We start from the raw sequence: 25900 nt of genomic DNA on the forward strand, positions 1-25900 counted from the left end.
CCGGAAGTAAGGGTGAAAGAACGTCAGCAGGCGTTCTTGTGCAGCAAGCCGCGGTTCATAATGAGCTTGATGGAATCGGGCTGCGTCAGCAGGGCGATGTCGTCCAGCGGGTTGCCGTCGACCAGCAACAGGTCGGCATGCGCGCCTTCGCGGACTTCACCCAGCAAGCCTTCCTGGTTCAGGATCTCGGCGCCAATCAACGTCGCTTGCTGGATCACCTTGGCGTTGCCCAGCACGCGCGCGCGCAAGGGCAGTTCGTCGGCTTGCATGTAGTGGGTTTCGCCCAGCAGGTCGCTGCCGTAGCCCATCTTCACGCCGACTTCGTCCAGGATTTCCAGCGCCTTCAGGCCCTGGGTGCGCACGGTGGCGATTTTCTTGACCGAGTCCGCCGGCAGGCCATAGCGCTCGCCGTCGTTGGCCAGGCCTTCGTAGGTGATCAGCGTGGGCACCATGTAGGCGCCATGTTCTTTCATCACCTCGGCCGCCTCGCGGTCCACCAGGTTGCCGTGTTCGATGGTGCGCACGCCGCAGCGCACGGCACGCGTGATGGCGCGCGGCGTGTAAGCGTGGGCCATCACATAGGTGTTCGCGTTGCTGGCTTCTTCAACGATGGCGATCAGTTCTGATTCAGAAAACCCCAGGTTCTGGATCGGGTCGTTCGGCGACGCCACACCGCCCGAGGCCATGACCTTGATCTGCGTGGCCCCTTTCAGGATTTCCTCACGCACCGCCAGGCGGCAGTTGTCGACGCCGTCGACCACGCGGCCGATGTTGCCGATCTTGACCGAGCACGGGCACGGGTCCAGCTCGTCGTTGCGCGGCCGGAAGTCGCCATGGCCGCCCGTCTGCGACAGGGCTTTGCCCGAGCAGAACAGGCGCGGGCCATCGACCACGCCGTCCAGCACGGCTTGCGCCAAGGCCCAATCCGCGCCGCCGGCATCGCGCACCGAGGTAAAGCCCCGGTCCAGCATGCCTTGCATGATGGGCAAGGCGCGCAGCAGTGCCAGCGCGTTGGGCAAGGCGGCCACGCGGCCCAGGTTGAACGACGAGGCCACCACGTGCACGTGGCAGTCGATCATGCCCGGCATCAAGGTCATGCCCTTGGCGTCAACCACCTCGGCGTCGGGCGCCGTCAGCGCGTCGGCGCTGATGCGGGAGATCATTCCGTCTTCGATCAATACGTTGGCCGCGTCTTCGAGGACCATCGATCGGGTATTCAAGATCTTGCAATTCTTAACAACAACCGGCTTCATAAATAAATCACGCTATCTGTTCAACATGCAGGAAATTCAGCATGGCGAACTCTACCGGTACAATCCAAACGTCCGATACCGGGTCTCCCCTTAGGCGTTCGACACAAAATAGAACAGCCTTATGAGCTTTACTCATACCCCTCTTTGGGAATGCTCCGCGCCGGTTTTAAGCCACATTCCTTATCCGCGATTCATAGCCGGATTGCGCACACCATCATGAGACGTCGCTGCCCCACCCTCTCAGAGTTGAACGCGTTCACCGCGGCGGCGCGTCACTTGTCGTTCTCCAAGGCGGGCAAGGAACTGTTCGTGACGCAAAGCGCGATCAGCCGGCATATCGCCACGCTGGAAAGCTATCTGGGCCACACACTGTTCATTCGTGCCACCAATGGCTTGCAGCTGACCCGCATGGGCGCGACCTACCTGAGCCTGATCCGGCCGGCCCTGCACACACTGGAAAGCGCCACGTCGCAGGTCATGGCCACGCAGCAGTCGGCCAAGTCGTTGAACGTATCCGCCGCGCCCACCTTCGCGGCGCAATGGTTGTTTCCCCGCTTGAAGACGTTTCGCGCCTTCAACCCGGACATCTCGGTCAATTTCGTGCGCTACAGCGTGGCGGATTACAAAAGCACCGAACTGGATTTCGACGCATCCATCCAGTATGGCTATGGGGATTGGCACGATGGCGACGCCAAGTACCTGACCGGGCGCGAAACCCGCTTGGTGTGCTCGCCCGATTATCTGGAACAGCACCCCATCAACAGCCTGGAAGACATCAAGCAGTGCACCCTGCTACAGCACATCGAGATTCCGCTGTCGTGGGAATACTGGTTTTCCACGTATATCGGCGATTATGATCGCGCGCGTTTCGGCCCGGGGTTCAATCTGTTTTCGATGATTATCCAGGCGGCCTCATCCGGCTTTGGCGTGGCCTTGATGCCGCATTGCCTGATCGAAAAGGAACTGGCGACGGGGCAGCTGGTGGACGTGTTCGACCGGGCGTTTGAAAGCCCGCTGGGTTACTACCTGTGCGCGCCGAACTGGCGCAGCAATATGGAAAGCTATGAGCGCCTGAGCCAGTGGCTGTCGCATGAATGTTTGCATGGCGCGGCCGTGGAAGGCGCCATGGTGCAAACCGCCCAGCCGGATGCCGATTGCCCCTATTGCGTGGCGGGGCTGGCGCCTACAGGCGGATAACGACAAAGGAATATGGGCAAGGGCCGGCATCCGCCCCCCCCTGCCCACGTAATCAACTCACCCGATTCGGCAGCACCGCGCGCATCCACCGGCTTAATCGCGGCCGTATGCGTTGGTTATGCAGCAGCACCGCGCCCAGCACCCCGATGAACGCGCCGATGACCGTATCCACAAACCGCGCTTCAATGACGTCGGCCGGATAGCCCTGGCCTAGATGGGGCGCTTCGGCCAGGAATATGGTCAGCGGCGTAATCAGCGCCACCGCGCTGGCATAGTGGCGGACCACCAGCGTTTCAATACCGAACGACAGCGCCATCATCACGAGGCTAAGCGTCCACACATTCAAGGGCAGACTCAACAACGCCCACGCCACGCACAAACCCAGCGCCGTTCCCAATATCCGATGCAGCTGGCGGTTCCAGGCCGCCCACAGGCTTGCGCCCTGGATAATCGCCAGGCAACTGACCGGCACCCAATACGGGCGCGGCAATTGCAGTAATTCGGCCACCAACAAAGAAATGCCCACGAACAGGCCGATGATGACCGAGTCGTACACCACAAAATCAAAGGTCGGTTTGGGCGGCACGGCTTCGGGCGGCGGCGGCGCCACGCGCGTCATGTGCAGGGAATACGCAAACGCCACCAGGCAGGCCACCAGGCAACCCAGCGCCACCATGCCAACGCGCATCGGCACATCTTCAATGTGGCCAGGCGTATACGCGGCAATCGCGGTGGCCATAATGAAGAACAGGCTGCCCGGCGGCCCCAGCCGATAGCAGCGGCACACCATGTTCACCAGGATGGCAATAACGGTCAGCGCGGCAATCATCGCCGTGGGCCAGAACTGCGTCAGCGCGCCGATGGCGTAGCAGGCGACCATGCCGAACGCGGCCGCCAGCAGCATCATCATGCGTTGGGCAAGTGAAGTATTGGGCAGGCTTAGAAACACCATGCCGCCCAAACTGGACATCAGGCCATAGTCCATGCGGCCAAAATACGCGCCCACCATTAATGGCAAGCCGGAAGACAGCGCGGCGGCCAGCGGCATTTCCCAACGCCGGTCGCTGGTATTGACGCGGATCAGTTCACGCCACGTGCCCTGCACCTGCTGCTTGACGAAACCACGCCCCGGGCGGCGCCGGGCGTGGCCGCCGTCGTCGGCATCTTCGGGTGGATCTTTCTGATTCATTTATCGCCCCTGTGTCGGCCCGGCAAGAATTATCCCCGTAAATTCCGCCCAGTGGATTTAACGGGAATTCCCTGATATTCCCGCCCAGGCGGCGTGGCTACCATTCCGCGCACCTCGGCCCACGGCCGACAGAATACCAATGCGCCCAGCGCGCGGAGACACCATGAAAGCACTCAAACACGTTGCGGCAGGCACCGCCTTATTTCTTTCGTCCTGGGCCGCCACGGCGGGCGTGACTTTCGACAGCGTCAAGAACAAGGGCTTTGTCCAATGCGGCGTCTCGACCGGCGTGGCCGGCTTTTCGGTCAATGACAGCAAGGGCGGCTGGGTCGGCCTGGACGTGGACCTGTGCCGCGCGCTGGCCATCACCATGTTTGGCGACCCCGCCAAATCCAAGATCATGGCCGTCAGCGCCGTGCAGCGTTTTACCGCGCTGCAATCCGGCGAAGTCGACGTCCTGCCGCGCAACACCACGCTATCGCTCACGCGTGACACCACGTTGGGGTTGATCGGCGTGGGCGTGAACTACTACGACAGCCAGGGCATCATGGTGAACAAGTCCCTGAACGTGAAAAGCGCCAAGGAACTGGACGGCGCCACCGTGTGCGTGCAACCGGGCACGACCACCGAACTAAACCTGGCGGACTGGTTCCGTTCGCACAACATCGCGTTCAAACCGGTGGTGGTGGAACGCCTGGACGAGATCATCCGCGCCTTCGCGGTGGGCCGCTGTGACGCGTTCACCGGCGACAAGTCGCAACTGGCCGCGGCGCGCAGCAACCTGGAAAACCCCGGCCAATACGACATCCTGCCCGAGAACTTCTCGAAGGAACCGCTGGGCCCCATGGTGCGCCAGGGCGACGAGCAGTGGTTCAACGTCGTGCGCTGGACTATGTTCGCGATGCTGGAAGCCGAGGAATACGGCGTCACGTCCAAGAACGTGGACGAGATGCTGAAAAGCACCAACCCCAACGTGCAACGCCTGCTGGGCGTGACGCCCGGCATGGGCAAGAACCTGGGCGTGGACGACAAGTGGGCCTACAACATCATCAAGCACATCGGCAACTACGGCGAAAGCTTCGAGAAGAACCTGGGCCCCAGCAGCCCGCTGAAACTGTCGCGCGGCCTGAACGCGTCTTACCGTGACGGCGGCCTGATGTACGGGTGGCCGGTGCGCTGATCGCGGCACGTCCGCTTTCCATATCTGCTTCCCCGTAGTCAGGGCCTGAATGGCCGGCAGGCGCGCCTGGCGCCCGCCGGCCATTTGCGTTGCGGAACCCGTTTTTGGAATCGTTACACTGGCGTCTTCCGCTGCGACATTCTGCTCGCGCCTTTTTTGCCTAGATGACCACAAACTCCCCTGCCCCCCAGTTCTTCCCGTCCGGATTCGTGCCCACTGAAGAACAGGCCCGGATCCAGATCTCGCGCAGCCGGACCAGCCTGGTCATCGCCAACGCGGGCGCCGCCAAGACCACCACACTGGCCCTGCGCATCGGCGAAGCGCTGACGCGCGGCCTGCCGCCTGAAGACATCCTGGCGCTGACGTTCACGGATGAAGCGCGCCAGGTGCTGCAAACGCGCTTGGTCGACGTCGGTATCGCCTACAACACGGCGCGGCGCGTCCCTGTGCAAACGGTTGAAGAGTACGCGCAGCGGGTATTGGCAAAGATCGAAGACGGCAAGCCCGAGGTGTTGCCGTCCACGCGCGAACAACAAGCCTACGCCTTGTACGCCCTGGAAAGCGTGGCGGCCAATAACCCGCAATATGCCGAGCTGCTGGATATCCGTACGCACAACACGGCCGTCAGCCAGTTTCTGGATAACCTGCTGAAGCTGAAAGCCACGATGCAGATCGCGCCGAATGACGAGGCCGATGCCGTGTCCATCGCCGAAAGCGCGGGCGTGACAATCACCGATTATCTGTGGGCCGTTGAATACGAAAAACAGCGCGTTGATGTGTTCGGTTATGTAGACGCCCGGGGGTTTTTTGACGCCACGTACGATCTGGCCCGCCTGCTGCGGTCTTCTTCCGACCCGCGCGACGTGCTGGCCCCTTACAGGCTGGTGTTGTGTGACGAGCTGCACGACATCAACGAAGCGTCGTTCTGCATTATCGAAGCGCTGCTGAATGTGGACGTTACGTATTTTGTAGGCGTGGGCGATAAAGACCAGGTGATTTATTCACACCTGGGCGCGGATGAATCGTTCCTGCAAACTCGCATCCGTGCCAGCTTCCCGGATTGCGCAAACTACCCGCTGACGATGACGTACCGCCACGGCCCGCATCTGGCCTACGCGATGGAAGCGTTCAAGCAAAAGCCGGTGGATTCAAACCTGCCGTTGCGCACTGACATTCACGAGGCCGCGTACGCCGACACGCCGGGTGCGTGTGGCGACCGGGTCGTCAAGGCGATCCTGCAATGGAAGCAGGACCGCAAACCGCTGGACCAATGCTGCGTCCTGCTGCGCGACGCGCATCAATCCATCGAAATCGAAAACGCCTTGATGAACGCCGGCCTGCCCTACCGCACGCTGACGATGAAGAGCTACCTGCTGCGCGAAGAAATCCTGTTCCTGCGCGGCATGCTGGCCATCGCGCTGGACGACTTTCACCACGTGGCCGCGCCCACCACGCGCGAAGCCATCGTGGACGCGCTGACCACCTTTGCCGAAGTGCCGCTGACGCCGCAGGAACTGCGCGAAGCCCAGACCACGCTGGCCAAGGAGCCGTCCGCGCTGAAGCACTTTTTCAGCGGCCAGATCCAGCGCGTGGGCAGCCCCGCCGCCCGCGCCCGCATCACGGACGCGGTGGAACACCTGCGCGCCTTGTCCACCGACACCCCCGCCTACCTGGCGCTGGAGTCCGTGCGCGACGGAATGGACATGGAAAAGCTGGCCAGGCGCCTGTACGTGCACCCCTACGAGGCGTCCGTCGTCACGCGGTCGATCAACGGTTTCATCGCATCGGCCAAGGCGTCGGCCAAGACGCTGCGCGAGTTCTCGGAATGGATCGGCGCGGCGGAAGCCTTCGTCGGCGCGCGGCCCGGCAAGAACACGGTGCAGATGGATTGCATCGTCAACGTCAAGGGCAAGGAATTCGAACACGTCGTCCTGCCCTTCATGGACGCCGACGCATTCCCCGACCCGCTGCGTCAACGCCGCGAAGAAGAGAACCTGTTTTATGTAGCAGCAACACGAACCAAGTCGCGCCTGACCTTGATATCGACGCAAGACGCCACGCGCCGCAGCGCGTTCATCGACCAGATGCAACTGGCCGCCACGCAAAAGCGCGCGGACACCGCGCTACGCCGAAACATGGCCGCGCCGGTGCAAGCGGTGGGCCACCGGGATTTGAAAGTGGCCTACGCGAACCGGGACGTGGTCAAGGCGCTGGGCGCGCAATGGGACAAGACCCGCAAGGTTTGGTATGTGCCCAGCGGGATGGACTTGGGGCCGTTTCGGGAATGGCTGGCGTAACGTCGGGTTAATAACCGCAACAGGGCCGCCATGAAAGCCAGTTTATGATGGCACCGTAGTGAGCACGCCCAAATGCGTTACTCTCCCCTCCCCAATCTATTCCGCAAGGAGCCTCCACATGGCACAAGCCTCCGCCCGTCACATCCTCGTTTCCACCGAAGACAAGTGCAACGAACTCAAGACCGCCATTGAAAACGGCGCTGACTTTGCTCAAGTCGCCAAGGAAAACTCCAGCTGCCCGTCGAGCCGTGACGGTGGCAACCTGGGCACGTTTGGCCCGGGCCAGATGGTCAAGGAATTCGATACCGTCGTGTTCAGCGCCCCGGTCGGCGTGGTGCAAGGTCCGGTGAAGACGCAGTTCGGTTACCACCTGGTTGAAGTGACCAGCCGCCAGGACTAAGTCCCGCCGCTGCACGATAAAAAGCCGCCGCCAGGGGAAACCCGGCGGCGGCTTGTTTTTTATGCATCAGGCGCAAATGCGGGCACGCCCGCCAGAATCAATCTTTACCCGTCATCACCCGATGCGCCAGGGCGTCGGCGTCCAGGCCGGCGATATCGCGTTCGATCACTTTGACGCCACCTTTCAAAATGGCGACACGATCGGCCAGCGCGACCACGTCGGCCATGTTGTGGCTGATCAGGATCACCGTGCGCCCTTCTTCGCGCAGCTTGCGCACCAGGTTCAGGACCAAGGCGGTTTCCTTGACGCCCAGGGCGGCGGTGGGCTCGTCCATGATGACGACGCGCGCGTCCCAGCGCAGGGCGCGGGCGATGGCGACGGCCTGGCGTTGGCCGCCCGACATGCGTTCAACGGGGCGGTCCATGTCGTCGATGGGCACCGACAGGCGCTGGAGATAGCCGCGCGCCTGCTCGGCCATGCGGCGCTTGTCCAGCACGCGCAGCGGGCCGACGCGGCGGACCAGCTCGGCCCCCATGAAGACGTTTTCCCAGATGGACAGGCGCGGCGCCAGGGCCAGGTCCTGGTAGATGGTGGCAATGCCCTGGACCAACGCATCGTGCGGCGAACGGAAGGCGACGGCCCGGCCGTTCAGGCTGAGTTCGCCGCCCGTGGGTTCCTGCGCGCCCGAGATAATGCGGATCAACGTGGATTTGCCCGCGCCGTTGTCGCCGCAAATGGCCATGACCTTGCCTTCGGGTACGTCCAGGTCCACGCCTTTCAGGGCCTCGACCGCGCCGTACGATTTGCGGATCTGGCGTAGCGACAAGGCGGCGGTGATGGGAGTCACTGGCGTCATGCTCCTACCCCATTCACTTCGCCCCCGGCTGCAAGAACTTCTGCACGTTGGACGCATCGACCAACACCGAATCCATGAACAGGTATGGCCCGGAGGCCACCGTTTCCTTGGGCTCTTTCTTGACCACGATGCGGTCGATGGAATCGATGGCGCTGGTGCCCAGCTGTTCGAACGGAATCATCATCGTGGCGGTGATCAGGCTGTTGGGGTCGGCGATGCGGCGATAGGTTTCGGGCCCGCCGTCCACCGACACCAGCGTGATGTCGCCCTTCTTCATGCCTTGCGATTGCAGCAGGTCGTCGATGACGTAGGCTTGCCCGTCAAACGATGCCCACACGCCCTTGAACTGACCTTGATGGCGCAGGAACAGCGCCTGCATGCCGTTGCGCACATCGTCGCGCCAGCTTTGCGTGCGGGCCATGCTGAACTTGGCCAGATCCTTGACGGCGGTGTTCTCCGTCAGCACCGCGTCCAGCATCTTGCCGCGAATGCGCGTGCCCGAGTTGCCATCAAAGCGCGCCGACAAAATGTTGCCCTGATAGCCCATCTTGCCCAGCAGGTACAAGACCGACTGCGCGCCCGTGGCGTATTCGTTGACTTCCACGTCGAACAGCATGTGCGGGCTGGCGCCGGACATCACGCCCACCACCGGAATGCCTTTCTCTTTGGCGGCCTGCAACTGCGCGTCGGTTTCCACCGGCTTGCCCATCGCCACGACGATGGCATCGACCTTCTTGTTGACCAGCGTGTCCAGCTGTTCGGCCAGCTTGGGCAACGAGCCCTCGGCGTTCAGTTGCGTGACCGTCCAGCCCTTGGCGCGCGCGGCCTGGGCGGCGGCGTTGGCCACGCGGGCGTGCGTCTCGGACGACATCTGGAACGCGACAATGCCGACGTCAAAGGCGTGGGCGGCGCTGGCGGCCAACGCCTGCGCGGCGAAGGCGCCCGCCAGCAACGTGCGCTTAATCAATGTCTTCATGATGGTTTCCCCTTCGGATCAGAATTTGAAAGCCGCTTTCTTCAGCACGGCCGATGACACCGCGACGGATGCAATCATGATGAATCCCAGCACGATGTCCTGCACGTAATATGGCGCGCCCATCAGCACCAGGCCGTTGCCCAGCACCTTCAGGATCAACGCGGCCACCAGCGTGCCGCCGATGTTGGCATGGCCGGGGTTGAACATCGTCATGCCCAGCAGCACGGCGGCGATGGCGTACAGGAAGTAGTCGCCGGCCATGTTGGGCGCGGCGGACGACAGGCTGGATGTCAGCAGCACGGCGGCGATGCCGGCGCACAGGCCGGACAGCGCCAGTCCGATGCTTTTCATGGCGCGGATGTTGATGCCGGCCAGGCGCGCGGATTCGCCGGCCTCGCCCGTGGCCGTCATGCGTGCGCCGGTGCGCGTCCACTTGATGAGGAAATACGCGACCAGCACGATGCCCAACATCCACAGCACCAGCGCCGGGATGCCGAAGGGCTTGGCGCGAGCCAGGTCGGTAAAGGCAGTGGGCCAGCGGCCTACGTACGACACGCCGTCGGTCAGCATGAAGGCGAAGCCGCGCGCCATGGCGGCCATGCCCAGCGTGGCGATCAGCGATGGCACGCGCAACCGCGTCACCGCGATGCCGTTGGCCAGGCCGCACAGCAGGCCGACGCCCAGGCCCGCCGCAATCGCGACGATCACCGGTTGGCCGGTATGGACCAGCGCACCGGTGACGACGGCGGCCAGGCTGGCGACGTCGGCCACCGACAAGTCCAGTTCTGCCGTCACCAGCGCCAGCGTGAAGCCGATGGCGATGATGGCCAGGAAGCTGGTTTCCTTGGCGATGTTCAACAGGTTGTTAGGCGCCGCGAAATTAGGGGCGGCGATTGCGAAGAAGCCCACCAGGACCAGTCCCGCGATTGCCGTGCCGTACTTTTCCAGGATGCCGCGCATCGACTCAACCCTTGCTGCGTTGGTATTTGTTGTAGTGCAAGGGTTATCCACCGCCTGCCGGGCGTTCGCGCCCTGATGGCGTAGCAGTTTATACCCGGGCCGCCCCGCGCAGGGCGGCTTTGCGGCGTCGTCGCACTTAGGGTTTTTACGGCAGGCGCAGTGAGGCCAAGTCGTGCGAGACCGGCGTCAAGGCGGCTTCGGCAGCGCGAAATTGCGCATACAGCCGGTGATAGGCGTTGCGTCGGGTGGCGTCGGGATCGTAGCGGTGCGCGGGGCGTGCCAGGGTGGCCTGGGCTTGCGCGAAGCTGCTGTAGCGGCCAAGCGCGGTCCAGGCGGCAGCCGCCGCGCCGATGACGCCCGGCTGGTCCGCCTGCCCCACCACGACGGGGCGTTCGCAGATGTCGGCCTTGACCTGGCACCAGTGCGGGTTGGACGCCGCGCCGCCACCGAAGCGGATTTCTGCGACCGGCTTACCCAGTGCGGCTTCGGCGCGTTGCAACACCGTGCGGTTCAAGAAGGCCACGCCTTCCAGCACCGCCCATGCCAGGTCGCCGGGGCCGTGCCGGCGGTTCAGGCCGATGAAGGCGCCGCGCAATTGCGGGTCCCAGTAAGGCACGCGCTCGCCTTGAAGGTAGGGCAGGAACAGAGCGGGCTGTGGGTCGCGGGGCGCGTTAAGCAAGGCGTTCATGGCGTGGCTGACGACGGACATGTCGCCAGGCTGCGAGTCGCCAAACCGGGCCACCCCGCCCAGCAAGGGCAGCAGCCAGGCGATGGTGTCGGCGCCGTTCTGGCCCGGTCCGCCGATCTGGTGGTTGCCGTTGCCCCAGTTCACCGTCATCAGCCCCTCGGCCTGCACCGGCTCTGCGCCGACCGCGCCGAAGACTTCGGTGGTGCCCGAGATGTTGTAGGCGTAGCCGGGCCGCAACGCCCCCAACCCGGCCACGGCGGCCCAGGTGTCGTTCGAGCAGGCGACCACGCCGCGGCCTGCAAGACGAGCCAGCGAACCCGGCAGGCCGGGCTGCACCGGGCCGACGATGGCAAGGGGGTCGAGCAAAGGCGGCACCCAGCCGGGATCGGCGCCGACCGCAGTCAGCAGGTCGGGGGCCGGGCCTTGCGGCCGCGCCGCCGCCGGCAGTCTTGCCATGGACACGGTGTCGCTGGCGGCATGGCCGGTCAGGCGGAAGTTCAGGTAGTCCTTCGGTTCCAGCACGACACGCACGCGTGCGGCGTGTTGCGGTTCGACGCGCAGCAGCCAGGCCACGCGCGCCCACGGGTGAAACGCGTTGATCTGCGCGGTTTCGGGGTGGTCGGCGGGCATCGCGGCCAGCCATTGCGCCACGTCCCCCGCCGTGCGCGTGTCGCGCCATGTGATGGCGGGACGCACGGGCGCGCCCTGGGCATCCACGAATACCTGCGTGCGGGTGACGCCGCAGATCGCGAGGGCGGCGATGGCGTCAAAGTCGGCGCCCGCCTGCCGCGCCAGGGTGTCGGACAGCACTTGCAGCCCGCGCCACCACTCGTCGGCATCGATCTCGTCCCAGCCGGCTTGCAAGCCGCTGCCCGCCGGGCTGTCGATGGCGCAGGCGTGGGCGATGCCTCCCGCCTCATCCACCAGCGCGGCCCGGAAGCGGGTGCCGCCCAGGTCCACGGCAAGAACGTAGCGCGGGCCGGCAGGGCCGGAAGATTGGGGGTCGGTGGGCGGGCGGCGGGACATAGCGGCAGATTGTATTTCAGGGGGGTCGCGCCTGACCGCGTGGATGACACCAAGATCACGCTGCGCCGCAGCACCGGAAACCGTATCAATTGATAATTTCTGTTCAGGTGACAAGGCCGGATCCCTGCGACAGAATGGGCCGCACCCGGCGGAGACAGCCGGGGCCACGATAAAACATTGCACGTCCAAGACCCATGCAAAATCCAGGGACAACGTCGCGTTCTGACGACGGCATGGCATCCAAACCAAAACCCCAAGGCGGGAGACATATCATGAAAAAAACCTTGAACGCGGCGGTAGCCTCGGCACTGCTGGCCTTTGGCGGCGCGGCCGTGGCCGACGACGGCGTGATCCGCATCGGCTTCATCACCGATATGTCGGGCCTGTCGGCCGATGCCGACGGCCCGGGCGGGGCCGAAGCCATCAAGATGGCGGTGGCGGACATGGGTGGCGAAGTGGCCGGCAAGAAGATCGAAGTGCTGGTTGCCGACCATCAAAACCGGGCCGACATTGCGTCGTCTCGCGCGCGCGAATGGCTGGATCAGAAAGGCGTGGACATGCTGATCGCGGGCGCCAATTCCGCCGCGGCGCTGGCCATGGCAAAGGTGGCCGAAGAAAAGAAGACGCCGTTTTTCGTGGTCAGCGCGGGCGCCTCGGAACTGACCAATGCGCAATGCACGCCGTACACGGTGCACTACGTTTACGACACGGTGTCGCTGTCGCGCGGCACGGCGCGCGCGATGCTTAAAGAAGGCAACAAGGACTGGTACTTCCTGACGGTGGACCACGCCTTTGGCCACGCGCTGGAGCGCGATGCGTCGGCCGTGGTGCAGGCAAACGGCGGCCAGGTAAAGGGCCGAGTTCGCCATCCGCTGAACACATCGGATTTCTCTTCCTACATCTTGCAGGCGCAGGCGTCGGGCGCCACGGTGCTGGGCCTGGCCAACTCGGCCGCCGACACCAGCAACGCCGTGAAGGCCGCCGCCGAATTCGGCCTGACGCCGAAGATGAAAATTGCCGGCCTGCTGGTGCTGATCACCGACATCCACGCGCTGGGCCTGGCCGCCGGGCAAGACATGTACCTGACCACCGCCTGGTATTGGGACCAGGACGACGCATCCCGCAAATGGGCCGCGCGCTTTGAAGAGCGCATGAAAAAGAAGCCGTCGATGCTGCAAGCGGGCGATTACTCGGTCACCACCACCTACTTGAACGCGGTGAAAGCCACCGGCACGACGGACGGCGAAGCCATCATGAAGTGGGTCAAGAGCAACCCGGTAAACGATTTCTTCGTGAAGAACGCGACGGTGCGCGCTGACGGCCTGCTGGTGCACGACATGTATTTGATGCAGGTGAAAAAGCCGGCCGAATCGAAGGGGCCTTGGGACTATTACAAGCTGGTCGCGAAGATTCCGGGTGATGAGATCTATACCTCGCCGAAGGAATCCAAGTGCCGCTTGATGACGCAATGATCCGATGACGCAATGACGCAGTGACGCAACGACGCATACGGGCAAACCCATAACGCCTTCCAGGGAACCCGCATGACCCCGCAAGACTTGACCGCCCTGCCCGTGGACCTGAGCGGTGCCTTTGCGCACGCCCTATGCCGCGTCCAAATGGGGCGTGGTCGGGTTGACGCGGTCGCGGGCGGTGGAGTTGGGCAGTTACGGCATCTGCGCCGGCGTGGCCGATCGCCGGCTGCGTCAGGCTCATGACCTGCGCGGCCTGGCGCGTCGAGCCGGTCATGACAACCGTGTAGAAGACGCGCAGATCGTGGATGTTGAAGTTGCGCTTCATGCCGCTAGCGCGCCACGCGTTCGATTTCCGGTGTGACCCACTTGCCGTCCAACAGCGCCGGCTTGGGCCAGTAATAGCGCATCGTCACCATGAACGGGCCGTCGGGCGCGGGCAGCCAATTTGATTCGCGGCCCTTGCCCGGGGACTGCGCCTGGATGTGAATGGTGACCCCGCCATCCGCGTCTTTTTTCAGCGACGGCAGCATGGAGGAATTGATCAGGTAACGGCCCAGCGGATTGGGCGCCAGCAATTGTTCGGGCAAGCGGTACAGGGTCATGGACCAGAACGCGTTGACCGGCGGCAGGCTGCGCGGCGCGAACCGCATGGTGTAGGCGTACCTGCCGTCCAGCTCTTGCCCACGGCTGTCTTTTTCAAGCACGGGGTACAGCGCTTCTTCGCGGCTATTGGCGCCGATGCCGATCTGCGTGCCGGTGGCGCGCGACAGGTAATCGTTCTTGAGCTTGGCGCGATCGCCAAACAGCGTATCGGTCTTGCCGGCCAGCGCCGCGCGGTTCTTGTCGATGTCGTTCTGCGCGGTGTGCATGCCCTCTTGCAGGGCGCGGCGCAGGCGTGGGTCCAGCTTGTCGACCGGGTACGGCTGACCCGGCTTGATACCGATGCTTGCCAGGCGTTCGCGCAACCATTTTTCGGTGGGATGCGTGGGGGCAAACTGAAGCAGGAAGGCCAGCTGGTTATAGAACTCAAGCGAGGTGCGCATCTCGTGCGGCGGCACGGGAGCAATCCAGTCGATCGGGGCCGGCGCGGGCGGCGGCGCGGTGCGCGTGTACGCTGACAGCGGCTGCACCTTGTAGCGCGCCTGGATGCGCTTGACGTTGTCCAGGTCGGCCGGATTGAACAGCTGAGTGCGCCCCACCAGGTTGACCAGTTCGGTTTCCGACTTGATGACCCGCGTGATGCCCTTGGGCGTCTTGCCCTGCCAGCGCGGCCCCGCCACCAGGAAGTGGCCGCCGCCGTTGCCGGTTTCGCGGCTGCCGATATAGGCGAAGTTATACGTGTACAGGTCCATCAATTGCAGGACGAAGTACCGCCGCTTCTCCATGGGCGGCACGCTGATGACCACGGGTTCGGCGCGCAGGTCCAGCATCGCGAAGGAATACGGCGTATCGGAATTCGGCGTGACGAACGCGGTGTCTTCGGGCGTGAAGACGCGCGCGATGTTGATGATGGTGTTGGGCGGCCCCTTGTACTGGGGGTTGGTCTTGTCCAGGTTGAAGGCGTACATGGTCTGGTAGCTGGCGACCATGGGTGTGCCGTACAGATACGCTTCGCTGGCGATGCTGCGCGCCTGCTGCGCGGTGACGCCGTGAATGCCGACGGACTGCGAACCCGTTGCCTCGTCCGGAGACGTGAAGCTGCACCCGGCTACGCCAGCGGCCAGCATCAAGATGGCAAGCCCGCCCAAAACGGGGTGCCGGGCCGGAGACGTCAGGCCGGTGCTACTCTGGCGATCACGCATACATTTGCTCCAACACGTTCTGATGTTGGCAACGCCCTGTTGGCGGCAGCGTCGCGGGCAAGGACTGCAATTCCCGGGGGATTCTGGCATATTTCCCGTCAATCAAGAAGGCTCGGCCAACCGCGGCCACAGCGCGGTCAACCCCCACCCACACCGCAACAACCATCCCTTGCATGCCCACCACCCCGACACGCCCCGACGCCCTCTCGCCCATTGACGCCAACGTGCGCGCATCGTCGTACTTCGTTCTGCGGGCAACGCACGCCTGCCGCCACTGCCGGCACGCCACCCCGGTTTACGCGCTGGCGTTGCCGCCGGGGCACGAAAGTACAGAGGCCGAGATCGCGCTGGACGACGATGGCGAGAGCCGGGGCCTGGACCCGGGTGCGTTTCACGATTGGCTGTTCAGCCCGCCAACCTGGCAACGCGTACCCGGCTCGGCGCTGATCTCGCAAGTGGGAATATTGGCGGCGGACGTGGCGGCGCACTTGCGCCAGGCGGCCCCGGCGCTACGCCCGGACCCGGACGGCCAGGGTCAATGGACCAATTTTTGCGAGCATTGCGGCCACGCGATATGGGAGGGCAATTTGTACCCAACTGTGGGCCAGGCCTTTTGCCCGAAGGACGATGCCGCTGCCACACAGGTCTTGGTACAGACCGTGCACGCGCCCTTCGCGGCTTACGCGTCGATGATCTGGTCGGACGGCTATCGCAACAAATGGCCGCTGTTCAAGCGGCTGGGCGTAGCGTGCGGCGAGGCGGATTGAATCAGTGTCGGGCCGAGCAGGTCGGGCCGCGTCAGGCCGGGCCGCGCAGGCCGGGCCGCGTCAGGTCGGGCCGCGCAGGCCGGGCCGCGCAGGCCGACGGCCGACCTTCAGCGCTCAGGCATCCACGGCCTGCTCGCGTTCCGCCACGTCTTCAAGCTGATGCGTGGCAATTGCCACGATGGCGCTTTCGGTCGCGCGGGCATCGGTGCTCAGGTGCTGGATCAGGTCCAGCGTAGTGGACCGACGCGTCAGCATCAGGCAGGTCACCTCGGCATCGACCACGCGGGTTGCATGCCAGCAGCCCGGCCGCATGCAGATGCCCTGCCCTTGCGGCACAAGAAAGGCGGCCAGCGTCGTCAGGTCGGGGCTGCCGTCGGCATTGCTGCTGGCCACCACCTGGATGATCGTGCCGGTCAGCGGCACGATGGCCTGTTGCGTCAGCAGATGCTTTTCCAGGCTGGCGATGTCGGTCGCGCGGCTTCGGTAATTTACCCACAGCACTTCGGCGTCGCCGCCCGCGCCCGTGTTGAAGACATGTTCCTGCCAGAAGTCCGTGGCGGCGTTCGAGAACAGCGGCACCCCGTTGCCGTCCGGAATCGGCTTGCCCAGCATCCAGCCATAAGGCGTGAACGCCTGCGGCGTCAGGTCGTCGACTTCCAACTGCGTGTTGCTTGTCATGCGGAACCCTGTGTTGGCTTGGGCGGCGTGCCGCGTTTAGGAAATTCAGCGGCGTAATCGAAATCGCCGCGCGCAATGGCTTCGATGATCGCGGCGCGCCGGTCGGCGGCGCGTTTCAGGTTGGCGGCCGTGGGCTTGACGCGGATGCGTTCCACGCAATGCCGGCCGTCGTAGTAGAAGCCGATCTCGATGGACGATTCCGACGCGGGCCGGACGCCCTCGAACCCCTGGCTCATCGCCTTTCCCGTGATGGTTGCTGTTGGGCCACATGATAAACGCTACGCGATGACGAAAAAAAGGCGCAGCGCGCCTTCGGTGAAACCAAGCCGCGATGACGCACCGGTGCGCCGATGCGCCGATGCACCGGTGCGCCGATGCGCCGATGCGCCGGTGCGCCGATGCGCCGGTGCGCCGGTGCGCCGATGCGCCAGTGCGCCAGTGCGTCGATGCGCCAGTGCGCCGACGCACCGACGCACCGATGCGCCATCGCGGCGACCTGCTTAGCTTTCCAGCGGTTTGCGCCAGTCGTCCGACGCTTCGGTGCCGGCAATTTCGTGCGTCCACGTGATCTTGCGGTACGCCATGGCTACCTTGATCAACTGCGTGAAGTCCGATTTGCTGGGGTCTTGCGCGTGCGGCAGCACACTGGTGATGTCCACGATGGTGGCGTCTTCCAGCGCCGTCGTGAAGAAGTGCTCCTGCTTGCCGTCGATGGACGTGCGATACCACTTCACTTCAACTTCGGGCAGCATTTCGCCCGAGGCCAGCGCGTGATACAGCAACGGCGTGGCCTTGTTCAGCGCGCTGGTGAAGATGAAGGGCTTGTGCACGCGCTGGCCCGAAGGCTGGCCGCTTTGCGGGTCGGTCGGGGTGTTGACGCGGTGTTCGATTTCCTGGACCAGGATCTGGTCTTCGTGGCCTTCGACGTACACGTTGCCGACCGAATCCGCGGTGAAGGCGCCTTCGGTGATGTTGCCCTGGGTTTTGCCGGAAATGCTGATATAGGCGGGAGTAGGCATGTCGATTCCTAAGTCGTCGTAGTGGGTGGCCATGGTGGCCGGATACCTCCCGGAGGAGGCGCTACGTAGGGCTAATGCAACATCCATGCCAAGGCGTGAATTAAAAAAATATTCGCAATCGAATCAACGGCTTGCGATGGATTTACGATAAGTACGACGCGCCGCTTCCCCCTTGTTGCCCGACGTTTCTCGGCTTTTCCGGGGCGATACGGGCCAGAACTGGCTCGCCAGAAAATAAAGGCTTATAGATCAACGCGTTGCAGCGGGTCAGTTTTGGCCTGATCGAGCCAGATCTGGCCCAGCTCGGTACCATGGCCGATCAACGCTGTTTTGCACTACCTTGTCTTGCTGCCCCGCCCCGCTACCAAGGACGCCCCACATGACTACCAATTTGTCATCGCATTACGTCTTGCTGGATGCCGCCGGCACCGCGACAACCGTGAACGGCGGCGACGCGTTCTGGTCGCAGTCGCCTGACGAGCTGGACCGTTTCGGCCGTGGCTGGCTGGTGTCGGAATACACCTTCACCAAGGACTGGCCGCAATGGGAGATGCACCCCGAAGCCGACGAGATCGTCCGCCTGATGGCGGGCGCGGCCGAGCTGCATCTGGAATGGCCCACCGGCGTGCAAGTGGTAAAGATGCTGGCCGACGATGCCTATGTCATACCGAAGGGCGCCTGGCATACCGTCAAGGTGATGGAACCCTGTCGCATGTTGCACATCACCATGGGCGCGGGCACACAGCACCGGCCGGTCTAGCGCACAACCCTACAACCGGGACATTAAGGCCAAGGCGAACCGCGGCCGACGCGGCACCGACTTGCGACCGAATGGCCACGGGATTGCCACCCGTTAACGCTTCGTTTTCTATCGTTACATTTACCCCTTCATTGCCTGCTACTGCTGGTTACAGTGCTGCCTTCGCATATTTTGGCAAGGCACCCCGACCATGTGGCACGTCCGGCTTGGCTTCCCCTTTTTCGCGGCGCTTGTCCGCGCCTTCGCATGATGCGCGCCGCGATCAAGCCGCTGGCCCTGGCCCTGGCCTTGGCCCTGCCCACACTGTCCGTGACCGCGCGCGCGGAGTCCTGGCTGGACCAGTGCACCACCTCCTACTACGGACAGGGCTCGGACCCGGTCTGCCATCAGCCTTTCAGCGAAGGGCTGGCGGCTGTGCTGACGGGATCGCGCAGCGACGAGGCCGGCGCCTGGGGCTATATCGACAAGCAAGGACGCATGGCCATCGCGCCTGCCTATCGGTACGTCATGCCGTTTCAGAACGGCGTGGCCGCCGCCAGCCAAGGTGAGTTGTGGGGCTATATCGACCCCAAGGGCCAGTGGGTTATCAAGCCGCGCTTTACCAACGCCACGGGGTTCAATGCCGAAGGCACCGCGCTGGTTGAAGAAGACGAGCGGGACGTCCTGATCGACCGTCAGGGCAAGGTCGTCAAGACCTTTCCGCTGGGCACGCGCACATGGGGCTTCATGCCCGGCCAGAAGCTGGCATCGATAGAAATGCCCACGCCGCCGCGCCTGATCAACACCACGACGGGCGCGGCCGCCGAGCTGCCCGAAGGCGTGATGATGCTGGCCGCGCCGTCGGCCGGTTACCTGCCCGCGCAGGTACGGGGGTCGCGCTATTCCGGCTGGTGGGGCTTGCTGGATGCGCAGGGCCGCTGGGCCGTGACGCCGCAGGTGCTGCGTTCGCGCGAAGCGCCCATGCGCGACGGCGACGTCGTGGCCGTACGCCGCGATGAAAAGTGGACGTTCGTGAACCCGCGCGGTGAAGCCATTTCGTCCGCCGCCTACGAACGCGTGCAATGGCTCGCGCCCGGCGTGTGGCTGGTGGCCACGGAAGACGGCAAGTCGACGTTGCTGGACGGCCGCCTCAAGCCGACGCATGCGTTCACCACGTCGTACATGGGTGTGCAGCAGCGCGATGGCTGGCGCTATCTGTCCGACGCATCGACCACGCTGTTAATCAGCCCCGCCGGAACGATGCAGAAGCTGGCGATACGCGACGGCCGCGTCGACATCGTGCAAGGCCGCGCGTGGGTCTATGGCATGCCGGCCGATGGCGCGCCGCGCGCGGATGGCGCCAGCGACGCCGCAGCGGGCGACGCCGCAGCAAGCGACGCCGCAAAGGAAGCCGCGCCCGTTGCCGTGGAAGCCTCGGACGGTAACGTCGATATCGCGGCCGACGCAGTAGCGGTCGATGCGGCGGACAATGCGGCCGCCGCTGCGGCAGGAGCCTCCGACGCGTCCAAGCCCGGCACGGACGCGGTGGCGGCGGTCGATACCGCGGCGGTCGACACCGCGGCGGTCGATACCGCGGCGGTCGATACCACCGCAGCCGACACCGCCACCGTCGTCACCGACGTCGCGGAAACCGTCGGCCCGGATCAAGCCGCGGCCGGGGCCGAAGTGGCCGACACCATCAGCTCGGACGACGCCGCCTCGTACTCGGCTACGGTCGCCAGCGCCGATGGGTCGCTGGTGCAGGTCTACGCGGCCGACGGCAAACCTTTGCTGGATTCAGACACTGCCCAGCGCCTGCGCGGCTATGACGTCAGCGAGTTTTCACCTCGCAAGACCGCCCCGCGCACGCCGGGCAACGCGACCATGCCGCTGGCGCTGCTGCGCGCGCTCAACGGCGACCGGCCGCTGGCCATCCTGACCGCCACCGGCAAGATCGTGTCGAACCCGCAATGGGAAAACATCGACACCTATAACGTGACGATGCCGCTGGTGGTGCGCGCCAAGGGCGACAAGGTGGGCGCCATCGACGGCCAGGGCAAATGGGCGGTGCCCCCGGAATACAGCGAATTGCGGCCGTTCAACGGCCCCTACACCTGGGCGCGCACGCCCGACATGCTGCGTCGCGACGCCATCCTGATCGATGCGCAGGGCAAACCCACGCGCGTGCCGGACGAGGTGGGCGCGGCAGCCTCCGACCTGGACGGCGATCTGCTGGTCTACCGCGCCGCCGACGATAACCGCGAGCGCCGTTGGGGCCTGTGGAACGTGCGCTTGAACGCGCCCGCCCTGAAGCCCGACTACGAACGCATCGAGGAATTCGACGACGACTGGGTCCGCGTCCAGGACAAGGACCGATGGGGCGTCGTCAACCGGCAGGGCCAGTGGGTCGTGCCGGCCAAGCACGACAGTGCCTACGGCATGGAATATCTGGGCAACGGCGTCATGCTGGTGAGCGAACCCGAAGGCAAGGGCCTGGCCGGCCGTTACGGCGACAGCCCGTACCGCATGGTCAACCTGCGCACCGGCAAGCACAGCGACATCATCTACGGCAAGCCCGACAAGCTGGCCGAGGGCCGCTACATCGGTCAACTGGCCGACGGCAGCGCCGTGCTGTTTGACGCGCAAGGCCGTGCCACCAAGATTTCCGACGGCCGTCCCGAAAGCAAAGAGCAGCACGGTGAATGGCTGATCGTGCGCCAGGACGAACGCGAAGGCGCCATCGACGCGCGCGGCAACCTGCAAGTGCCCGCGCTGTATGGCGAATTCAACCCCTTCTTCGTGCAGCCCGAGGGCCTGGCGCGCGTCAACCAGGGGTCCGGCTATCGCGTCATCGACCAGCAGGGCAAGACCGTGCTGGAAAAGCGCGGCGACGGCTTCCCGCTGGCGTCCATGCGGCGCGTGCTGTTCACCGACGACAGCTCGTCCACCACGGTGTTGACGGACCTGCAAGGCCGCGAAGTGGCGCGCCTGTCCGGCCGCTATCCGGTGGAATACCGCCACGCCAGCGAAGGCGTGGTGCCGTACAGCGAGAACTACGGCAAGTACGGCTTCCTGGACGCGGCGGGCAAGCGCGTCGTGGGCGCGCACTTCAGCGTGCTGGGCCCGTTGAAACACGGCCTGGCACGGGCGCAGCGCCTGGACCGCACCGGCAAGCTGTATGGGTACATCGACCTGAGCGGCCGCTACGCCATCCCGCCCGCCTACAACTGGGCGCAAGACTTCCAGGACGAACGCGCGATGGTGTTTCACGACCACCTGGTCGAATTCATCGACCCACGCGGCAAGACCACCACCACCTTTGGGGTGTTGTGCGACCAGATCGTGATTTTTGACGCGGAAGAAAACCAGAGCTGGCCGCGCGAAGCCCTGACCTGCTCCGGTGCCAAGCGCATCGATCCCCCCGCCCTAGACTCCGCCAAAGCAGAATGACCATGACGTCACGCGTGATCCGCACCACCCGTATCGCCTGCGCGCTGGCCGCGCTGGGCGCATCCCTGTCCGCGCAGGCGCAGACGGGCCATGTGTTCTGCGTCGACGAAGCCCGCGCGCGCAACGACGCCGCCGTCGACGACATTTCCAATCACACGCCCTACACCAACGGCTGCATCCGCAATATGGCGGACGGACGCGCTGCCGTGCTGCTGCCGTCGGCGCTGGAACCCATGCGCCGCGTGCCGTCGGACGAGTCCTTGCGCCGCCATGCCTGGGGCTTTCTGGACCAGAACGGCCGTCTGGCGATCCGCCCGATTTTTGAATCCGTGCGCGACTTCCGCCACGGTCTGGCCGCCGTAAAGTGGCAAGGCAAATGGGGCTTCATCAACCCGCAAGGCCGCATGGCCGTGGCGCCGCGCTACGACAGCGTGGGCGACTTTGCCCAAATCGGCCTGGCCGTGGCCACGCTGGACGGCCGGCACCTGTTCATCAACCGCCAGGGCGAACCGGTCGGCGATCCGCTGGACGCCGGCATCGACAGCCTGGAGCTGGCTGACGGCCTGCCCGCGCGCGCGGCCGTGGCCTTCAAGCCGGAATACCGCTCGCCCACCGGCGAACGCCGCTTCGCCGCGCCTGGCGTGGCGGTCAAGCAAGCCTATGGCCCGGACCTGTACATCGCCACCGACGGCGAGTATCGCCAGGGCCTGGTGGACCGCGATTGGAACTGGGTGGTCGAGCCCGTGTACCACGACATTTCCACCGACCGCGACGGCAGGCTGGCCGTGGCCGACGGCCCCGACGGCGTGGTGCTGCTGGGCACGGACGGCAAGGTGATCGGCGCGGACCAGCACTACGAATCGATGGGCCCGGTGGGGCGCAAATTCTGGAGCGCGCAGCTGGTCGGTCGCAAGGGCTATGCGCTGCTGGACGCCGCCGGCCAGCTGGTCGCCACCCTGACCTCGGAGCAAGCGCATGCCTCGCAGCGCTTTCACGACACGATCGTGTACCCCTCGGGCGAGACGCTCATGGCGCTGGTGCCCGGCCAGGACAAGCCGCTGACGCTGGGCGCGGGCCTGTCGCCCAGCATCAATGAAGAAGGCTTCGTGCTGTTCAGAGGCGAGACGGGCGTGGGCCTGCTGACGCCCAAGGGCGCGTGGCTGCACGGCGAATCAGCGCCCGCATGGCTGGCGGATGCCGGCGACATGGAAGTCCGCCAGGGCCGCCTGTGGATCAAGAGCCAGGAACGCGCGCTGCTCAATATCGTGGACGCCGACGGACACGCGTTACTCAAGCCCGAAGCCGTCGAAGCCACGCAGAACATGGAATTGAAGGCACTGTCCGTCAACGTGCCGGGCGCGCCGTTGGGCATGCTGGGCCAGTCGCATTGCCAGTGCGGCCCGGCAGGCGCTGGCTTGCTGCTGGCCGACGGCAGCCTCGTCACCGATGCCGCGTGGACGAGCCTGACACCGCTGGACGCAGACGACGAGCGGGGCGGCGATGCGCCGGTCTTGGACGAGGCCCTCAAGGCAGATCAACTGCGCTACGCCGCGACCACCGCGGACGGCATCCGTCTGCTGGACGCGCAGGGGCGCGTGATGGACCTGCCGCCCCAGCAACACATCGGCGCCTTCAACAACGGCTACGCGCTGGTGTACGCCAAGGGCGTGAACAAGATGATCGACCGAGCGGGCAAGCAGTACGACCTGCCCGCCGGCGTGTTCGATTCACAGGTGGTGGCGCCGGGCGTCATGCGCTATGTGAAGACCGCCAGCGCCGATGCTCCGTGGGGCCTGTACGACTTTGTGGCGGGCAAGGAATTGGCCGCGCCGGCGTTCCAGGAAATCGGCGTGTTCCGGCACGGACAGGCCGGCGCGTCGCTAGGCGCGGGCCGCGTGGGCGTGATCGACCTGCAAGGCAAGTGGATCGTGCCCGCGCGTCATCATGGCGTCGAGCGCGTCAACGACAAGCTGTGGAAGGTGATGCAGGCCGGCGGCCAGGACGAGGACTACGCCCGTCCCGTTGCGCTGTTCAACGACCAGGGCCGCGCGCTGACACCCTTCATCAGCCGGCTGCAAATCGCCCGTGCGCAAGACGGCAGCGTGACGGCCGACAGCGATCAGCGCCGCTGGGTTTTTTCAGCCGATGGCACCCATGCGCTGGACCTGGAAGACGCGCTGTACACCCGGCTTGGCGACTGGCTGGAAATTCGCCGCGCGCCCCGCTATGGCTATCTGAACGATCAAGGCCAATGGCAGATCGCGCCTCGCGCCGGCGTCACGTCGATCTTCCAGGGCGCGCCCGCGCGCGCGCTGGCCGCCGATGACAGTGGCACCCGCCTGATCGATACAGCGGGCAAGACGGTGGCGACACTGCCCGCCGGCGAATGGGATTGGCCGCAAGGCTCGCCGCTTTTGCTGCGGCACTACGAGGTCAATGGCCGGTTGCGCACCGACTATGTCGAACCCGGCGGCAAGACGCGGTTGACGGCCGAAGGCGCAACGTCCGCGTTTTCGGAAGGCCAGGCGGTGTCGCTGCTGTCCACGCGCGCGATGCGTGCGCTGGACGCCAAGGGCGCGCTTACCGGCCCGGCGTTCAACGCGTTGGGTACGCTGCGGGACGGCTTGGCCCCGGCCCTGGCCGATATGAACTTCGGCTTTGTCGACCGCCACGGCGAATTCGTGATCGCGCCCGACTACAGCGCGGTGACGCCGTTCCTGAACCAGCGCGCGGTGGTGTCCACGACCGACGCGTCGGAAATCATCGACCCGGCCGGCCGCGCGCTGGCCCGCGTGCAGATGGTGTGTGGCGTGCGCACGCTGTACGGCAGCGCGGGGCAACGCTTGTGGCCGAACACGATGCCGGCGCGCTGCGACCGTTAGACCGTCAGACCGTCAGACCGTTAGACCGGACCGTCAGACCGCTAGACCGTCAGGGCTGGAGCACCACGCCTTGGCCCGCAGGCGGTTGGCGGCGCGGGCGTTGGACGCTTACTGCGCGTCCAACGCCAGATAACGCGCGGTCTGCACGATGGCCTCGCGTTCCTTGAAGCTGGTCAGGCGATCGGCCAGCGCGCTGCTGTCGCCCGTTTGCTTGATGGCCGCCAGCGTGGCCTGCATGGCGTGGATGGCCGCGCGTTGCAAGTCCGACGGAATGATGGCCAGGCGATAGCCCATCGCCGCCAGATCGGGCAACGGCACCAGCGGCGTCTTGCCACCGTAGAACATGTTGATGAGCTTCAGGCCGGGCAGGCGGTCGGCAATGGCGCGGATCTGCTCCAGCGTTTCGGGCGCTTCCACGAAGATCATGTCGGCCCCGGCGTTCAGGTAGCGCTCGGCGCGCGCGATCGCCGCATCAAACCCTTCCACCGCGATGGCGTCCGTGCGCGCAATCACCAGCGTGTCGGCGTCGCTCAAGGTCTGCCGGGCAATATGCACCTTGCGGCACATCTCGTCGGCGTCCACCAGGCTTTTGTCGTCCAGGTGGCCGCAACGCTTGGGAAACGACTGGTCTTCGATATGAAACGCGGCCACGCCCGCGCGCTCCATGATGCGCACGGTGCGCTCCACATTCGCGGACCCGCCAAAGCCGGTGTCCGCGTCCGCCACCACCGGCAGCCCGCTGGCGTCGACGATCTTTTCCACGCGGTCCATCACTTCTGTAAAGCTCAGCAGGCCGATGTCCGGATATCCCGCCGCGCGGGCGATGGCGCCCCCGCTGGCATACACGGCGCCAAAGCCCGCCGCGGCGACCAGCCGCGCCGAGAGGCCGTCGTAGGCGCCGGGCGCGACCACGATGTCGTGGGCCAGTTGCTGGCGCAACAGGGCGCCGGGTGTCAGGCAGGGGGTCGCGGAGCGCGTCATGGAAATCCTTGATCGGTGGGGCAATGTCCGCATGATCGGCCTGCGCGAATAGAATGTCCAATATATTGAATATTGATAATCAGTA

General features: G+C 65.0%; 20 protein-coding genes. 9 read left to right on the forward strand and 11 right to left on the reverse strand.

The window, feature by feature from the left end; genetic code table 11:
• Positions 1-23 precede the first annotated feature (23 nt).
• A complete protein-coding gene (locus AC6LJY_RS10800) occupies positions 24-1253 on the reverse strand; it encodes a metal-dependent hydrolase family protein (RefSeq protein WP_046807243.1) in 1230 nt (409 codons plus the stop codon).
• 246 nt (positions 1254-1499) lie between these two features.
• On the opposite strand from AC6LJY_RS10800, the gene AC6LJY_RS10805 reads away from it, so the two are divergent.
• On the forward strand, positions 1500-2450 hold the full coding sequence (locus AC6LJY_RS10805; RefSeq protein ID WP_498135960.1) for a LysR substrate-binding domain-containing protein: 951 nt from the start codon (positions 1500-1502) through the stop codon (positions 2448-2450).
• A 52-nt stretch (positions 2451-2502) separates the two neighbouring features.
• On the opposite strand, the gene AC6LJY_RS10810 is transcribed toward AC6LJY_RS10805, so the two are convergent.
• The gene (locus AC6LJY_RS10810; RefSeq protein WP_314355446.1) at positions 2503-3639 is read right to left on the reverse strand and encodes an FUSC family protein; all 1137 of its coding nucleotides are present in this window, start codon (positions 3637-3639) and stop codon (positions 2503-2505) included.
• A gap of 163 nt (positions 3640-3802) precedes the next feature.
• Here AC6LJY_RS10810 and AC6LJY_RS10815 point away from each other — a divergent pair, with 163 nt between their 5' ends.
• The 3 genes from AC6LJY_RS10815 to AC6LJY_RS10825 all read left to right on the forward strand — a co-directional run bounded on the left by AC6LJY_RS10815 (position 3803) and on the right by AC6LJY_RS10825 (position 7516).
• A complete protein-coding gene (locus AC6LJY_RS10815; RefSeq protein ID WP_219991243.1) occupies positions 3803-4819 on the forward strand; it encodes an amino acid ABC transporter substrate-binding protein in 1017 nt (338 codons plus the stop codon).
• A gap of 209 nt (positions 4820-5028) precedes the next feature.
• Entirely contained in the window at positions 5029-7116 is a 2088-nt protein-coding gene (locus AC6LJY_RS10820) for an ATP-dependent helicase (RefSeq protein ID WP_498135911.1), read from the forward strand.
• A 118-nt stretch (positions 7117-7234) separates the two neighbouring features.
• A complete protein-coding gene (locus AC6LJY_RS10825) occupies positions 7235-7516 on the forward strand; it encodes a peptidylprolyl isomerase (protein ID WP_104141761.1) in 282 nt (93 codons plus the stop codon).
• Positions 7517-7613: 97 nt separating this feature from the next.
• On the opposite strand, the gene AC6LJY_RS10830 is transcribed toward AC6LJY_RS10825, so the two are convergent.
• The 4 genes from AC6LJY_RS10830 to AC6LJY_RS10845 form a co-directional block, all read right to left on the reverse strand.
• Positions 7614-8372, reverse strand: coding sequence for an ATP-binding cassette domain-containing protein (locus AC6LJY_RS10830; protein WP_498135912.1), 759 nt, complete (start codon positions 8370-8372; stop codon positions 7614-7616).
• A 13-nt stretch (positions 8373-8385) separates the two neighbouring features.
• Positions 8386-9348: a sugar ABC transporter substrate-binding protein gene (locus AC6LJY_RS10835; RefSeq protein WP_314355443.1), complete on the reverse strand. Its 963-nt coding sequence runs from the start codon at positions 9346-9348 to the stop codon at positions 8386-8388.
• 18 nt (positions 9349-9366) lie between these two features.
• The gene (locus AC6LJY_RS10840; protein WP_319307810.1) at positions 9367-10308 is read right to left on the reverse strand and encodes an ABC transporter permease; all 942 of its coding nucleotides are present in this window, start codon (positions 10306-10308) and stop codon (positions 9367-9369) included.
• Positions 10309-10453: 145 nt separating this feature from the next.
• Positions 10454-12022 (reverse strand): xylulokinase, encoded by a 1569-nt coding sequence (locus AC6LJY_RS10845; protein WP_498135913.1) that lies wholly within the window; start codon positions 12020-12022, stop codon positions 10454-10456.
• A 272-nt stretch (positions 12023-12294) separates the two neighbouring features.
• Here AC6LJY_RS10845 and AC6LJY_RS10850 point away from each other — a divergent pair, with 272 nt between their 5' ends.
• Positions 12295-13494, forward strand: a complete 1200-nt coding sequence (locus tag AC6LJY_RS10850; protein WP_046807234.1) for an ABC transporter substrate-binding protein — start codon at positions 12295-12297, stop codon at positions 13492-13494.
• Positions 13495-13826: 332 nt separating this feature from the next.
• Here AC6LJY_RS10850 and AC6LJY_RS10855 read toward each other — a convergent pair whose 3' ends face one another.
• A complete protein-coding gene (locus AC6LJY_RS10855; protein WP_498135914.1) occupies positions 13827-15299 on the reverse strand; it encodes a DUF1254 domain-containing protein in 1473 nt (490 codons plus the stop codon).
• Positions 15300-15472: 173 nt separating this feature from the next.
• Between AC6LJY_RS10855 and AC6LJY_RS10860 the strand changes: the two genes are divergently transcribed.
• Positions 15473-16066, forward strand: a complete 594-nt coding sequence (locus tag AC6LJY_RS10860) for a hypothetical protein (protein ID WP_498135915.1) — start codon at positions 15473-15475, stop codon at positions 16064-16066.
• Positions 16067-16180: 114 nt separating this feature from the next.
• On the opposite strand, the gene AC6LJY_RS10865 is transcribed toward AC6LJY_RS10860, so the two are convergent.
• From AC6LJY_RS10865 to AC6LJY_RS10875, 3 genes are all read right to left on the reverse strand, one after another.
• A complete protein-coding gene (locus AC6LJY_RS10865; RefSeq protein ID WP_498135916.1) occupies positions 16181-16744 on the reverse strand; it encodes an ureidoglycolate lyase in 564 nt (187 codons plus the stop codon).
• Positions 16741-16980 carry an Arm DNA-binding domain-containing protein gene (locus AC6LJY_RS10870; RefSeq protein WP_120157091.1) on the reverse strand — a complete coding sequence of 80 codons (240 nt, stop codon included), beginning with the start codon at positions 16978-16980 and terminating at the stop codon, positions 16741-16743. Before AC6LJY_RS10870 ends, AC6LJY_RS10865 begins: the two co-directional genes overlap by 4 nt.
• A 264-nt stretch (positions 16981-17244) precedes the next feature.
• Positions 17245-17763 carry an Hcp family type VI secretion system effector gene (locus AC6LJY_RS10875; protein ID WP_046803329.1) on the reverse strand — a complete coding sequence of 173 codons (519 nt, stop codon included), beginning with the start codon at positions 17761-17763 and terminating at the stop codon, positions 17245-17247.
• A gap of 379 nt (positions 17764-18142) precedes the next feature.
• Between AC6LJY_RS10875 and AC6LJY_RS10880 the strand changes: the two genes are divergently transcribed.
• The 3 genes from AC6LJY_RS10880 (at position 18143) to AC6LJY_RS10890 (ending at position 24834) form a co-directional block, all read left to right on the forward strand.
• Complete coding sequence (locus tag AC6LJY_RS10880) at positions 18143-18523, forward strand: cupin domain-containing protein (protein ID WP_120157092.1); 381 nt, start codon at positions 18143-18145, stop codon at positions 18521-18523.
• A 246-nt stretch (positions 18524-18769) separates the two neighbouring features.
• Complete coding sequence (locus AC6LJY_RS10885; protein WP_498135917.1) at positions 18770-21952, forward strand: WG repeat-containing protein; 3183 nt, start codon at positions 18770-18772, stop codon at positions 21950-21952.
• Between the two features lie 2 nt (positions 21953-21954).
• Complete coding sequence (locus AC6LJY_RS10890) at positions 21955-24834, forward strand: WG repeat-containing protein (protein WP_498135918.1); 2880 nt, start codon at positions 21955-21957, stop codon at positions 24832-24834.
• 108 nt (positions 24835-24942) lie between these two features.
• Here the strand turns inward: AC6LJY_RS10890 and AC6LJY_RS10895 are convergent, their stop codons facing one another.
• Positions 24943-25815, reverse strand: coding sequence for an isocitrate lyase/PEP mutase family protein (locus tag AC6LJY_RS10895; RefSeq protein ID WP_498135919.1), 873 nt, complete (start codon positions 25813-25815; stop codon positions 24943-24945).
• Positions 25816-25900 lie beyond the last annotated feature (85 nt).

This window comes from Achromobacter sp. RT286_PF, from assembly GCF_059760425.1.